Source organism: Streptomyces sp. NBC_01261 (assembly GCF_036226385.1).
Classification (GTDB): Bacteria; Actinomycetota; Actinomycetes; order Streptomycetales; family Streptomycetaceae; genus Streptomyces.
On the sequence record NZ_CP108463.1, the window covers coordinates 9,845,303 to 9,858,512 of the forward strand.

Annotated in this window: 10 protein-coding genes; 5 read left to right on the top strand and 5 right to left on the bottom strand. The window is 71.3% G+C overall.

The features are described from left to right. Nucleotides 1-18 precede the first annotated feature (18 nt). Nucleotides 19-2,895 (bottom strand): helix-turn-helix transcriptional regulator, encoded by a 2,877-nt coding sequence (locus OG226_RS43780; RefSeq protein ID WP_329352211.1) that lies wholly within the window; start codon nt 2,893-2,895, stop codon nt 19-21. 303 nt (nt 2,896-3,198) lie between these two features. On the opposite strand from OG226_RS43780, the gene OG226_RS43785 reads away from it, so the two are divergent. After that, complete coding sequence (locus OG226_RS43785) at nt 3,199-4,806, top strand: amidohydrolase (protein ID WP_329352212.1); 1,608 nt, start codon at nt 3,199-3,201, stop codon at nt 4,804-4,806. A gap of 114 nt (nt 4,807-4,920) precedes the next feature. On the opposite strand, the gene OG226_RS43790 is transcribed toward OG226_RS43785, so the two are convergent. The 4 genes from OG226_RS43790 to OG226_RS43805 all read right to left on the bottom strand — a co-directional run bounded on the left by OG226_RS43790 (nt 4,921) and on the right by OG226_RS43805 (nt 9,277). Continuing rightward, nucleotides 4,921-5,580, bottom strand: coding sequence for a YceI family protein (locus OG226_RS43790; protein WP_329352213.1), 660 nt, complete (start codon nt 5,578-5,580; stop codon nt 4,921-4,923). A gap of 185 nt (nt 5,581-5,765) precedes the next feature. Then, on the bottom strand, nt 5,766-6,545 hold the full coding sequence (locus tag OG226_RS43795) for a polysaccharide deacetylase family protein (RefSeq protein WP_329352214.1): 780 nt from the start codon (nt 6,543-6,545) through the stop codon (nt 5,766-5,768). Between the two features lie 149 nt (nt 6,546-6,694). Beyond that, nucleotides 6,695-7,918, bottom strand: a complete 1,224-nt coding sequence (locus OG226_RS43800) for a cytochrome P450 (RefSeq protein WP_329352215.1) — start codon at nt 7,916-7,918, stop codon at nt 6,695-6,697. A 156-nt stretch (nt 7,919-8,074) separates the two neighbouring features. Next, nucleotides 8,075-9,277, bottom strand: coding sequence for a cytochrome P450 (locus OG226_RS43805; protein WP_329352216.1), 1,203 nt, complete (start codon nt 9,275-9,277; stop codon nt 8,075-8,077). Nucleotides 9,278-9,600: 323 nt separating this feature from the next. Here OG226_RS43805 and OG226_RS43810 point away from each other — a divergent pair, with 323 nt between their 5' ends. The 4 genes from OG226_RS43810 to OG226_RS43825 all read left to right on the top strand — a co-directional run bounded on the left by OG226_RS43810 (nt 9,601) and on the right by OG226_RS43825 (nt 13,201). Then, complete coding sequence (locus tag OG226_RS43810; protein ID WP_329352217.1) at nt 9,601-10,383, top strand: DUF899 family protein; 783 nt, start codon at nt 9,601-9,603, stop codon at nt 10,381-10,383. Nucleotides 10,384-10,461: 78 nt separating this feature from the next. Continuing rightward, nucleotides 10,462-11,946, top strand: coding sequence for a purine-cytosine permease family protein (locus tag OG226_RS43815; RefSeq protein ID WP_329352218.1), 1,485 nt, complete (start codon nt 10,462-10,464; stop codon nt 11,944-11,946). Continuing rightward, complete coding sequence (locus OG226_RS43820; protein WP_329352219.1) at nt 11,943-12,497, top strand: cysteine hydrolase family protein; 555 nt, start codon at nt 11,943-11,945, stop codon at nt 12,495-12,497. Before OG226_RS43815 ends, OG226_RS43820 begins: the two co-directional genes overlap by 4 nt. Then, nucleotides 12,494-13,201 carry a GntR family transcriptional regulator gene (locus OG226_RS43825; protein WP_329352220.1) on the top strand — a complete coding sequence of 236 codons (708 nt, stop codon included), beginning with the start codon at nt 12,494-12,496 and terminating at the stop codon, nt 13,199-13,201. Before OG226_RS43820 ends, OG226_RS43825 begins: the two co-directional genes overlap by 4 nt. The last annotated feature ends 9 nt before the right edge of the window (nt 13,202-13,210 follow it).

The following is a 13,210-nucleotide window of genomic DNA, read 5'->3' on the forward strand; positions in this document are numbered from 1 at the left end:
TGAACCGCGGATGACAGGTCAGCGGCGGTTGTCGAGCGTCCGGGACGTACGGACCCGGCCGGGCTGACTGATCGTCACCGCCGGGGTCGTGAGCTGCTGTTGGTCGTCGTCGCCGACGCTCACGGTCGCCGCGCCGGACGCGATGACGGCGACCGCCATGGCGTGGGCGAGCGCGGTACGCGAGCGGACGCCGACCTTGCGGTAGACCCGCGACAGAGTGCCCTCGACCGTCTTGACGCTGATGAACAGCTCCGCGGCGACCTCCCTGTTGGTGGCCCCGCCGCCGACCAGTTCGGCCACCCTCGCTTCCGTGGGCGTGAGTTCGGGCCGCCCCTCACCGTCCCGGTCACCGGCCTCCAACCGGGCCAGTTCGTCCCCGGCCCGTGCCGCCAGCGGAACGGCGCCGATCCGTGTCGCGGTCTCCCACGCCTCGCCGAGCGCGGTGCGCGCGGCGTTCCGGTGCCGGGCCCGGCGCTCGACCGCACCGAGCGCGATGAGCGTGCGCACCAGATCCACGGGCAACGGGAGTTCACGTAGCCGCTCCACGGCGGCCCGCAGCCGTACTGCCCCTTCCTTCGCCCGGCCGAGCCCCGCCTCTCGGAGCCCCTCCGCCCGTTCCAGTGCCGCCAGTACGCTGCCGGGCGCGTCGACGGACACCCGCTTCCGGGCCTCGTCGATCACGGCCCCGGCCGCGTCCGTCTCGCCGAGCACGACCAGGGCCTCGGCCAGGTCGCTGTACCAGTGCAGCAGAGGCGGATCGGCGGCGGACATGGCCGCGCCGAGTTCCTTGACGCGCTGCAGCGCCTCGACCGCGGCGGCGGCCCCACGCGGGTCACCGGCGAGCAACTCGGCCTGCCCCAGCACCGCCAACGCGCGTAGCAGGAACAGCCGGTCGCCGTCCGCCTCCGAGGCCCGCACCGCCTGCTCCGCGAGCCGCCGCGCCTCGTCGGCGGTCCCGCCCGCGGTCGCCGCGAGCGCCGCGGCGTACAGCGCCGGAGCAGCCTGTACGCCGGTCTCGGCCACGGCACGCGTGCAGCGGGCGGCGGTGTCCAGGGCCTCCCGGCAGTGCCCGGCGCGCACTTGGATCCGGGTGAGCGCGACCAGGGTCGCCATGACCTCCTCGACCCCGGCGAACTCCCCGATCTCCGCGAGGAGTTCGGTGACCCGCTCCCGGGCCTCGGTGACCTTGTCGGAGTCCAGGGCGAGGATCGCCCGCATCCGGATCAGCCCCCAGCTCTCCGGCCCGGCACCGGCGCCACCGGCCAGCGCGAGGGCCTCCTCCAACGCGACGTCGGCGGCGACCGGTTCGCCGCCCAGGGAACGCACCCGGGCGAGCGTGGCGAGTGCCCCGATCCGGGTCTCCGTGTCACCGACCAGGGCCGCCTGCCGGGCGGCACGCCGGGCATGCCCCGCCGCGTCCTCCAACTCCCCGCACAACAGGCCCCGTACGGCGGCCCAGTGGTGCAGCCACGCCTCGGCCTCAGGATCGCCGTCGGCGTCGCGAAGCCCCTCCTCGATCAGGGCATGCGCACCCTTCAACGCCTGCCCGGCATTGCGCAGCAGGACCAGCCGCGCCCGCACCCGCTGTCGTGCGGAGCCCGACCCGGCGAGCACGGTCTCGGCCGCCTGCCCCGCCTCCTCCAACTGCCCGGCGTCACAGGCGTATTCGGCCGCCGCCAACAGCCGGTCGGCACGCTCCACCGGACGGTCGCCGGGTGTGCGCAGGGCCGCGAGCCCGGCCAGCTCGAAGGCGGCGTCGGGCGCGCCGTCACGACGGGCGTACTCCGCCGCGTACATCAGCGTGCGCGCGGTGGCCTCGTCCTCGTACGGCTGGGCGAGCGCCAAGTGCCGTGCCTGCTCCACGGGTTCGGCGACCGGACGGGCCAGCAGCGCGTGCGCCTCCCGGCGGTCGTGCTCCGGAGCATCGGCGTACACGGCGGCCCGGATCAGCGGATGCCGGAAGCGTACGGTCCCCTCGGCGTCGGCGGTCGCGACCCCGACCCGCTCCGCCTGCGCGAGGTCGGCGGCGGGGTCAGGCAACCCGGCGGCACGCAGCAGCGTGAGCGTGGGACGGGCGGCGGCGCTCGCGACGAGGAGGGTGCGGCGCACGGATTCGGGCAGCGTGCGTACCTGTTCCAGGAGCAGGGTGCGCAGGCGTCGGGGTACGGGAAGCGTCCGGCCGAGACCGACTGCCGCTCCGTCGCTCGGGGCCGCCCGCCCCAACTCCCGTGCGTACCAAGGGTTTCCGGCGGCGGTGTCCTGCACGGCCCGCAGCACCGCCGGTGGCAGGTCGGTGGGCAGGAGCTGCGTCACCTCGTCGTCCGTCAGGGGCGGCACGGGCAGTTCGACGGTGCCGGGCGGGCAGCAGTGCGGCCGCTCGGGCTGCTCGCCCTCGGCCACCCGCTCGGCGGCGATCACCTGTACGTCGAGGCCCTCGACACGTCGTACGGCGAAGGCGAGTACCTCGGCGGTCGGCGCGTCGAGCCACTGGAGACCGTCGAGGACCAGCAGTACGGGGCCGGTGGCCGCGAGGGCGCGCAGCACGTCGAGAACGGCGACGCGGATCGCGAGCCGGTCCCGGTCGCCGTCCGGTGTCTCACCGCGCAACAGGGCTGCCCGCAAAGCCGCTTGGGGTTCAGCGGCCAAGGCCGTCAGGCAACTCTCCGGCACCCGTGCGAACAGGTCGACGAGACCGGCGAACGGGAGCCGGGCGTCCTCCTCGGCGGGGGAGCAGTGCAACACCGTTCCGGGCGGCCGGACCTGAGCGGCCGAGGACGCCACGACGGCGGCCACCAGCACGGATTTGCCGATGCCCGCGGGGCCGTGGAGAAGCACTCCGTGACCGTTCGTCAACTCGGCCCGGGCGGTGTCGAGCAGCTCCTGGCGCCCGGTCAATGACCGTACATTCACGGTGAGTCCAGGGACGGGTCGTGTCGGGGCCCCGGATATTTCGGCATGTGTTCATGACAACCGGTACGGAATCGGCTTGTCAATGACGGTCGGTGTGTCGCCGGTCGGCGATCGAACCGCGGTCGCGATCCCGCAGGCTGCATCGCCGGTCATTTGGCGCATGATCTCGATCTGAGTCCTCAATCGTGACGTACTTCCTGCGTATACAGGTGCCATATATGTGTGAATCAGCTATCCCGCCGTACAAAAGCCTGGTCAGCGGATGTCGCGAAGAAGTGGGAGAGAACGATGACTGATCACGGAGCAGATCTGGTGATCCGGGCGAACGCGATCCACACACGGGTGCCCGGCCAGGCGCCGCAGCGGGCGCTGGCCGTACGGGGCGACCGCGTCGTGGCCCTCTCGCCCGACCCGAACGGACTCGACCACCTCCTGAGTGAGCGCACGACGGTCCACGACCTGCCCGGCGCCACCGTGCTGCCCGCGTTCGACGACACCCACACCCACCTCATCTACGCGGCACTCGGCGCGCACGACGTGCCCGTCCACCAGGCCCACGACATCCCCGAGTTCCTGGACCTGATTCGGCAACGGGCCAAGGTGACCCCCGAGGGCGAGTGGATCCGCACCACCACCAACTGGCAGGAACTCAACCTCGCCGAGCGCCGGATGCCCACCGCGGCCGAACTCGACCAGGCCACCGACCGGCACCCCGTCCTGGTCAAGCGCGGTGGCCACAACGACATCGTCAACAGCTACGCGCTGCGCCTGGCGGGCATCACCGAGGACACCCCCGTACCGCCGGGCGGTGTCATCGGCCGCGACGCCGACGGTCGGCTCAACGGGCGGCTCGTGGACAACGCGCTGGGCCTGGTGGAGCGCCTGGTCCCGGCGCCGGACCGCGCCCAGCGCATCGACGGGCTGCGCCTGGCGTCCGCCCAGTACGCCGCCACCGGCATCGGTACCGTCCGCGACTGCGCGGTCAGCCCCGAGGACTACGCCGTCCTCCTGGCCGCCCGCGAGGCCGGCGCCCTCAACACCCGTGTCCGCGCCCTGATCTCAGCGCTCGGTATGACCAGCGCGACCCAGGTGGAGGACCTGCTCGACGTCATGGAGGACTGGCGTGACGGCTCCGACCCGTGGCTGCGGGTGTGGGGCGTGAAGCTCGGGCTCGACGGCGGCCTCGAAGCCGGCGCCACCGAGGAGCCGTACGCCTGCGACCACGCCTTCTCCGGGACGCTGATCTGGGAGCCCGACGCAATGGTCGAGGCCGTGGAGGCCGTGGTCCGGCGCGGCTGGCGGGTCGGCACCCACGCCTACGGCGACCGCGCGGTCCGCACCCTCCTGGACGTCTACGAGCGCGTCCTCGCCCGCAACCCAGGTCTGCCCGCCGGCACGCTGGTGATGGAGCACGGCGGTCTCGCCGGTCCCGAACAGCGGGCGCGTGCAGTCGAGTTGGGCATCCCCGTCACCATCCAGCAGCCCCTGCTGCACGACACCGCCGAGGTGGAGGAGGGTTTCTGGGGTCCGGAACGCGTCGCCCGGCTCTTCCCGGCCCGCGGCTGGATCGACCTGGGCGCCGAGGTCAGCGCCGGATCGGACTTCCCCGTCGGCCAGTTCGGCGCGATGCGCTCCGTCTACGGCATGACCACCCGCCAGACCGTCATCGGCGTCAAGGGACCCGAGCACGCCATCTCCTACGACGAGGCGCTCACCCTGCACACCGTCAACGCGGCCCGCCTGTGCGGCGATCAGGATCTGCGCGGCACCCTCGCCCCGGGCCGCCTCGCCGACCTCACGGTCTGGGACCGGGACCCCGCCGACTGCCCGAGCGACGCCCTGCGCGACCTGAACCCGCTCCACACGATCGTCGGCGGCCGTCTCGTCACCCGGTAGGGAGACCGCGCGACCGGAAACGACAGGAGACGACCGGAAGCGACCAGGAACGAGGGCGGACACACGACTCGCCCGGCACGCAGCGACACGGCGTCCGGGCGGGCAAACGTCTTGTCAGGCGGCCGGCATCGTGCGGATCGCCGCGATGTCGAACTGGAGCCGCACCTTCTCGCTCACCATCGCACCGCCCTCGGCCAGCCGGGAGTTGTAGGTCAGACCCCAGTCGGAACGGTCGATGGTGGTGGTGCCGTCGAAGCCGACGCGCTCGACGGCGAAGGGGTCGGTGACATGGCCGATATAGGTGAGTTCGAGGACCACGGGCCGGGTGACATCCTTGATGGTGAGATCGCCGAGCATGCGGTAGACATCGTTGCCCGCCGTCTGCACCGCGGTACTGGCGAAGCGCATCCGCGGGAAGTTCGCGGAGTTCAGGAAGTCACGGCCGACCAAGTGGGCGTCGCGTTGTTCCACGCCGGTGTCGACGCTTCCGGTGGACACCACGATCTCCGCCTGCGAACGGGCGGGATTGCGGCCGTCGAAGTAGAGCCGGCTTTTGTATTCGGCGAAGGAACCGCGCACGGTCGTCACCATCGCGTGCCGGACGGAGAAGCCGATCCGGCTGTGCGCGGGGTCGATCATCCACTCGCCGGTCAGCTCCGCCAGGTCGGGATCGGGCAGGCCGGAGGAAGCGAACGCCGGTGGGGCGGCGGGGCGTTTCGGGACAGTGGGGGGTGCCGAGCGGCGGAGGGGCGCAGCGCGGTTGAACAGGTTCATGTGTCACGTAGTTACTGCACGCCTGAAATCGCCGCAAGCCCTTGCTGTGGAGCGCCGAGAGCGCGAATCGGCACTGACACGGTTAAATACCGCCACCTCGCGGGCCGTTGGCACATTTCCCACACATATTCGTCACCTGAAAAACAGCGCTTGCCAATTCGGCGCCCTGTTCGGCACGCCACTGTTCAGCGCACCGGGAATCCGAACGAATAACCCTGCTGCTTCAGCCACGGCAGGATCTCGCGCAGTGCGGCCACGGTCTCCGAGCGGTCGCCGCCGGCGTCGTGGAACAGGATGGTCGGCCCGTTGGGCAGTTCGGACTTGACGGTGGCGATGATGGCGTCCGTGCCCGGGAGTTCGAAGTCCTTGGAGTCGACGTTCCAGCCCAGCGGGCGCATCCCCTGCGAGGCGGCGAGGTGCCGGCTGTACGGCGTGAAGGCGCCGCCCGGCGCACGGTAGTACTCCGGACGTACGCCCCCCGACGCCTTGGTGATCATGCTCGCGGCGTTCAGGATCTCCTGCGACTGGTAGGCCTCGGACTTCTTGTCCATCGCGGTGTCGTGCGACACCGTGTGGTCGCACAGCCGGTGCCCGGCCGCCACGACCGCCTTGACCAGGTCGGGGTGGGCCTCGGCCTCGGGACCGATCATGCAGAAGGTGGCCTTCACCCCGTACTCCTTGAGCACGTGGAGCACCTGCGGTGTCCAGGTCGGGTCCGGCCCGTCGTCGACGGTGATGTTGACGGCGTGAGCACCCTTGTCGGAGGCGTGCACGATCTCCTCGGACACGGTGGTGATCCGGGCGGGATTCGAACTCCCGGCGGAGGGACGCGAGGCCCCGGCACCCGGCCTGTCGACGACACCGGCCTGCGCGGTCCACACCGACGTCGCCGCCGCCACCGCGGTCACTCCGACCGCCGCCGCGAGTACCCGCCCGTACCAACCCCGCCCACCGTGCCGTGCCATGTCAGCCCTGCCCTTGTCCTGTTTGATCGACTCCGTGCACTCGTCAGGACGGCGTAAAGGCGGGGGAGGATCCGCCTGTTACGGATCACGGACAATTTCGCGGGAGTTCCGAGACGCACCCTCAACGAGCGGACACCCAGGAGGTTTCGCTACCGCAGCGTGAGACGCCCGCGGAAGTCCTCCGGTACCGGCGCGAAGCGCAGCGCCATCGTGAGCTTCTCGGGGTGGTCGACGGTCAGCCGGTACCGGGTGGACAACAGATGGCACAGGCCCATCAGTTGGACGGTCCCGATATTGGCGCCGACGCATTTCTTGGGCGCCCAGCCGAACGGCACATAACAGGTGCGGTCGGCCGGCCCGTGCGGCGCGCCCGGCAGGAAACGGTCCGGGTCGAACTCGTCCGGCCGCTTCCACACCCGCTCGTCACGGTGGATGAGATGCGGGCTCAGCAGATACCAATCACCGGGCTCCAGCCGGGTCTTGCCGAAGTCGAAGGGGAACTGGTTGCGCCGGACCAGCAGCAGCGGCGGGCTCCACAGCCGCAGCACCTCCTTCACGAACCGGTGCGTCACCGGGGCCGCGTGCGTCGGTGCCGCACGGAACTCCACCGGGTCCACGGCGCGCAGTTCCGCGGCGAGTTGCTCCTGCCACTCGGGATGCCGGACGAACTCGTACAGCAGACTCGCGGCGGCGGTGCCCGGCGGGCCACCGATCGCGGTGAGGACGGTGGTGACGACGTCCAGCGCGCGGTCCATGCCGAGTTGGGGCAACAGGTCGACGAACGGATCGGCGAGATCCAGCTCGCGCTTCCGCTTCCCGTGCGCGCGCTGCCGCAGCACCCGGCGCACCACGAGCCCGGACCGCAGCTGTACGACGATGAACCGCAGATGGTGCCAAGTCCCGGCCGGCTCGGGCGAGACGAGCCGCAGCAGCTTCATCTCCAGGTCACGGCGGACCAGTTCGGCCTCGCCGGAGGTGAGACCGGACAGCGCGACCGGCAGCATGGACCGCAGCGCCACGTCCTGGGTGAGCATCACCAGGTCCACGTCCTCGCCGAGCCGCTCGTCGATGATCCGCTCCATGCGGTCGATCAGGGCGCCGTGCTGCTCCGCCGTGGCCAGCGTGTGCAGTTGGGTGAGCCAGGCGGAACGGATCCGGCTCCACCGCACCTCGGGACTGCGCCGCCGCAACAGCATGTCGATCAGCCGGTCGTGCAGGACGAACCGGCGCCAGTTCGTGGCACTGACCCGGCGCGCCGCCTCCGGCTCGAACACACCGAGCCGGGTGTCGTCGACCCAGAAGATCCCGTCCTCGGCGGCGCTGCGCGTACGGATGGAGTGCAGGAAGTCCTCGGGGTGCTGCGGGGTGGTCATGATGAGCGTCCCCTCGTGGGGCGCGGGGAGCCGGCCGCTCGGTGGTTCCCCGCGCCGGGCCGGTCAGATGTGGTGGTACAGGTACCAGAACTGTCCGTACGAGCCTCGGATGTTGAGGACGGACTTCGCCTTGAGGTACAGGGCGTGCATGCGCGTTCACCTCCTCCCGGGACAGTCGGTGCGGGCGCTCAGCACCGCGGTGAAACGCGGTGGAGCGAGCGCCGGGCCCACCTGGGGACCGGCGCCGTCCTGGGTGACCGACAACTGCCAGTCACGGGTGATCAGTTCGATGAGATCTTCGAGGAGCCGCATGGTGACGGTCGCCCCGGCACAGGTGTGCGGCCCGTACCCGAACGGCAGATACGCCGCGTCCGGCACCGCCCCCGCCCAGCGCTCCGGCACGAACTCGTCCGGCCGCTCCCAGTACCCGGGATGCCGGTGCACCAGATAGGTGCAGACGGCGAGGAGGTCGCGCGGGGTCACCTCCGCCCCGCCGAGCGTCTGTGCGTGGCTCGGCGTCCGCGCGAACAACCACGCCACCGGCCACAGCCGAAGCGCCTCCCGTACCGTCCAACTCGGCTCCGTAGTAGGGGAGTCGGGGTGAGTGCCGAGCAGATACACCGACCAGCCGAGCGCGAAGCCGACCGAGCCGACGGTGGCGAACAGGAACGAGAGATAGACCTCGGCGAGGTCCCTCGGATCCGCCCCGGGTTCGCTCTCGTCCACGACGACGTCGAGCAGGTCACGTGGATCGGGGGTGCGGGCCAACTCCCGCTGCCGGGCGCGTATTTCGGCGTGCAGCACGCTCAACGCCCGCCGCCGGAACAGCAGTCGGGACGGCGGCGAGTGGCGGCGCCGCGCGCCCGCCAGGACCGCTCGGCGCACGATCTGCTCGACGGTGACGTGCAGTGGGGGCGGAGCACCCCGGTGCAGCAGGACGTCTCGGAGATGGCGGAGGACGAGCAGGTTCCCGGCGTCGGGCCAGACGGCGCCGGGGGTGAGGAGTTCGGCGACCAGACCGGGCAACTCCATGCGCCGCGCGTCCAAATGACGGCGTATCAGGGCACGGGCCGAGCGCCCGATCCGGATCTGCGCCGCACGGGGTCCGAAGTCCCCGTGCCGGGTCTTGTAGAAGTCGGACGCCTCGACGACCACGGCGTCCCGGTTGCCGAGCACCGCGCGGGCGGAGTCCGGCCCGGCCACGCACACCGTGCCCATGGCCGAGCGCCACACGTCGTGTCCCTCGTCGAACTCCGCGCTCAGCAGGGCCAGCGTGTCGCGGGCGCGGGCGCGGGGGCGGACTCCGCGTGGAGTGCGAGCGGCCTCGCCGTACCCCTGACGTGTCCCGGACGACTCCATGGCGGCCCCCTTCGAGATCGCGGAAGCGCGGCACCCGTGGTGCGGTTCGCGTGACGCCCCGACCGATGGGAACAGCCTGCTGACGGGCCGGTGCCGTGTCGCGTGCTGTGCCGGTGAGCGGAACAGTGGAGTGTGCCCATGTGTGGCGTCGGCACATGTGGTGCCGCCATATGTGGGCACCCGGAGCGGACTGCACCCGCAGCGGACGACCTGCCCGCCGCGATGAGTTTCGGCCGCGCCCGGAGTCTGATCCGGTGAGCGCCGTAGCGCGTCGTACGACGCTGCCCGAGACAACTCCGCAACGACACACCACGGAGGAACCCATGACGACCACACCCGGCACCGCGAGCAGCGACCTCCCCGGCAAGCCGCCCGTCGTGGACATCGCCGCCTGGAACGCGGCGCGCGACGAGCTGCTGATCCGCGAGAAGGCGCACACCCGTGAGGGGGACGCGATCGCCGCGGCCCGGCGGCGGCTGCCGATGGTCGAGCTCGACGGGAAGGCCGAGGTCGTCGGCGCCGACGGACCGGTCCCGTTCCTCGACCTGTTCCAGGGGCGCGACGAACTGGTGGTGTACCAGCACATGTGGCACGACCACGCACCCCACCAGGGCCAGTGCGAGGGCTGCACCACCACGGCCTGGCACATGAAGGACGCCGTCTACCTCAACGCCCGGGGCGTCTCGTACGCCGTCCTGACCACGGGCGTGTGGGACGAGGTGGCTGCGTACGTCGCGTTCATGGGCTACACCGAGCCCTGGTACTCGGTGCGGGGCCTGGGCGCGCCGATCGGCGGCGGAATGGGGCACATCCTCGCCTTCCTGCGCGACGGCGACCGCGTGTTCCTCACCTACTCCACGACGGGCCGCGGCAACGAGCCCGTGAACGGCTCCCTCGCCCTGCTCGACATGACGCCCTACGGCCGCGGCGAGGCCTGGCAGGACAACCCCGAGGGCTACCCGCCCGGCCGCGACGCCTGCTGGTACTGGCGCTCGGACGCCGACGGGAACGCCACCTGGGGCGGGACCAGCCGTCCCGTCCCGCAGTGGATCCGCCCCGGCGCGACCCCCGTGGAGACCCTCGGCCGTCACGGCGACTGCCACTGACGCGCCCACGCCTCCCCTTGACGCCCGTCACCCCCACACCTAGCCTCGACTGAACACGTCTAGACAGGTAGGTCGACGATGGCGGACTCCTCCCAGACTTCCCAGTCCCGGCAGCTCCAGGTCGAGACACACGGCCTCGATGTGATCGGCGACGCCGAACGCAAAGGCACCCCAAGCACCTTGTTCTGGCCGTGGTTCGGGGCCAACGTCTCGATCCTCGGCCTGAGTTACGGCGCCTTCGCGCTCGGCTTCGGGATCTCGTTCTGGCAGGCGCTAGTCGCCGGTGTCATCGGGATCGTCTTCTCGTTCCTGCTCTGCGGCTTCATCGCGGTCGCCGGCAAGCGCGGCTCCGCGCCGACGATGGTGCTGAGCCGCGCCGCCTACGGCGTGCGCGGCAACCGGCTGCCGTCGGTGATCTCCTGGGTCCTCACCGTCGGCTGGGAGACCGTGCTCACCGCGCTCGCGACCATGGCCACCGCGACCGTGTTCGGCAGGCTCAGCTGGGGCGGCGGCACCGAGACCAAGGTGGTCGCACTGATCATCGTCGGTGCACTGACCGTCATCGGCGGAGTCATGGGCTTTGACCTGATCATGCGGCTCCAGACTGTCATCACCGTGGTCACCGGCGTGCTCACGATCGTGTACATCGCGCTCGTCGCCGACCACATCCACTGGAGCACGGTGAGCGCCGTACCGGCGGGCTCCGCCCAGGAGTTCATCGGTGCGCTGGTGTTCATGATGACGGGCTTCGGGCTCGGCTGGGTCAACGCCGCCGCCGACTACTCCCGTTATCTGCCCCGGAGTTCGTCCGGCAGAGGCGTGATCGGCTGGACCACCTTCGGCGCCTCCGTCGCCCCGCTGCTCCTGCTGGTCTTCGGCCTGCTGCTCGCCGGTTCCTCCAGCACGCTCAACAAGGCGGTCGCCGCCGACCCGATCGGCGCGCTGACGACGATCCTGCCCACCTGGTTCCTGGTCCCGTTCGCCGTGGTGGCCGTCCTCGGCCTGGTCGGCGGCGCGGTCCTCGACATCTACTCCTCCGGACTGGCCCTGCTGTCGGCCGGTCTCCGGGTGCCGCGCTACCTCGCCGCGCTCGTCGACGGCGTCCTGATGATCGCGGGCTCCGTCTACATCGTGTTCTTCGCCGACGACTTCCTCGGCCAGTTCATGGGCTTCCTCACCACCCTCGGCGTCCCCATCGCCGCTTGGTGCGGCATCATGCTCGCCGACCTCGCCCTGCGCCGCCGCGACTACGACGAGGGCGACCTCTTCCGCCCGACCGGCCGCTACGGCGACGTGGCACTCACCCCGCTCCTCCTCACCCTCGCCGCCACCGCGATCGGCTGGGGCCTGGTCACCAACACGGCCGCCAGCTGGCTGACTTGGCAGGGCTATCTGCTCGACCCGTTCGGCCTCGGCGGCAAGTCCGGCTCCTGGGCCTATGCCAACCTCGGCGTCCTGGTCGCCCTCGCCCTCGGCTTCCTCGGCACACTCGCGCTGGGCCGCGCCCGCGTCCAGCGGCAGGAAGCCGAGGCCCCGAGCCCGGAGGCGGTGCCCGCCGTATGACCACCGCATCCGGCCACCTCGCCGTCATCGACATGCAGCGCGTCTTCGCCGAACCCGACAGCCCCTGGGCCACGCCCCGCTTCACCGAAGCGGCGGCAGGCGTACGACGACTGCTGCCGGCCTTCGGCGAACGCGTCACCTTCACCCGCTTCCTCGCCCCCGAGAAACCCGAGGGCGCCTGGCGCGCCTACTACGACCAGTGGCCCTTCGCCCTCCAGCCGCCGGACGCCCCACTCTGGGAACTGAACGACGAATTCGCCACGCGGGCACGGCACTTGGTGGACGCGCCCACCTTCGGCAAATGGACCCCGGAACTCGCCGAACGCGTCGCCCCCACCGGCCGGCTCGTCCTCGCCGGCGTCAGCACCGACTGCTGCGTCCTCTCCACGGCACTCGCCGCCGCCGACACCGGAGTCGAGGTACTCGTCGTCGCCGACGCCTGCGCGGGCGTGGACGACGAATCCCACGCCAAGGCCCTGCACGTCATGGACCTCTACCGGCCCCTGATCCGGGTGGTCACCGTCGCCGAGGCGGTCGGGGAGATCTCGTGACCGCCGTCCGGCTCAAACACCAGCGCATCAGCGAGGTCCTCGCCAAGGAGATCCGCAGCGGCCACCGCCCCGCCGGTGAGCAACTCCCCGGCGAACACGCCCTGGCCCAACGCTTCGGCGTCAGCCGTACGACCGTCCGCGCGGCCCTCGCCGAACTCGGCGAGGCCGGCCTGATCGCCACCCGCACCGGCAAGGGCTCCTACGTCCTCTTCGACGGCCGCCCCCTCGACGACCGCCTCGGCTGGGCCCACGCACTGGCCACCCAGGGCATCGACACCCGGGTACGGACCCTCACCGTGGATGCCCGGCGGGACGAGCGCCTCGCCGGTCAACTCACCCTGAACACGGCCGAGTTCGTATGCGTCGAACGGATACGGGAACTGGCCGCCGACGCGGTCGTCGTGTCGTACGAACGCAGCTTTCTGCCGCCCGTGCCCGGGGTGCGCGAGCTGCCCTCCCGCGGGCTCGGCCAGGATTCGCTGACCGACGTCATGCTGCGGGCCGGACTGCGGGCCGACCACGGTGAGCAGCGGGTGCGCGGGCGGCGGATCGACGGGCGGGAGGCCGAGCTGCTGCGCCGCGAACCGGGTGACTGGTTCCTCGACACGCGGCGGACCAGCCGGGCGGCCGACGGCTCCTTCGTCGAACATGTCGTGAGCCTCCTGGACCCCGACCACTTCCAACTGACCCTCGAATTCGGCTGACCCGCACCC

Coding starts and splice junctions, on each gene's coding strand:
- OG226_RS43785 (WP_329352212.1), top strand. CDS start 3,199: ATGACTGATCACGGAGCAGATCTGGTGATCCGGGCGAACGCGATCCAC.
- OG226_RS43790 (WP_329352213.1), bottom strand. CDS start 5,580: ATGAACCTGTTCAACCGCGCTGCGCCCCTCCGCCGCTCGGCACCCCCC.
- OG226_RS43795 (WP_329352214.1), bottom strand. CDS start 6,545: ATGGCACGGCACGGTGGGCGGGGTTGGTACGGGCGGGTACTCGCGGCG.
- OG226_RS43800 (WP_329352215.1), bottom strand. CDS start 7,918: ATGACCACCCCGCAGCACCCCGAGGACTTCCTGCACTCCATCCGTACG.
- OG226_RS43805 (WP_329352216.1), bottom strand. CDS start 9,277: ATGGAGTCGTCCGGGACACGTCAGGGGTACGGCGAGGCCGCTCGCACT.
- OG226_RS43810 (WP_329352217.1), top strand. CDS start 9,601: ATGACGACCACACCCGGCACCGCGAGCAGCGACCTCCCCGGCAAGCCG.
- OG226_RS43815 (WP_329352218.1), top strand. CDS start 10,462: ATGGCGGACTCCTCCCAGACTTCCCAGTCCCGGCAGCTCCAGGTCGAG.
- OG226_RS43820 (WP_329352219.1), top strand. CDS start 11,943: ATGACCACCGCATCCGGCCACCTCGCCGTCATCGACATGCAGCGCGTC.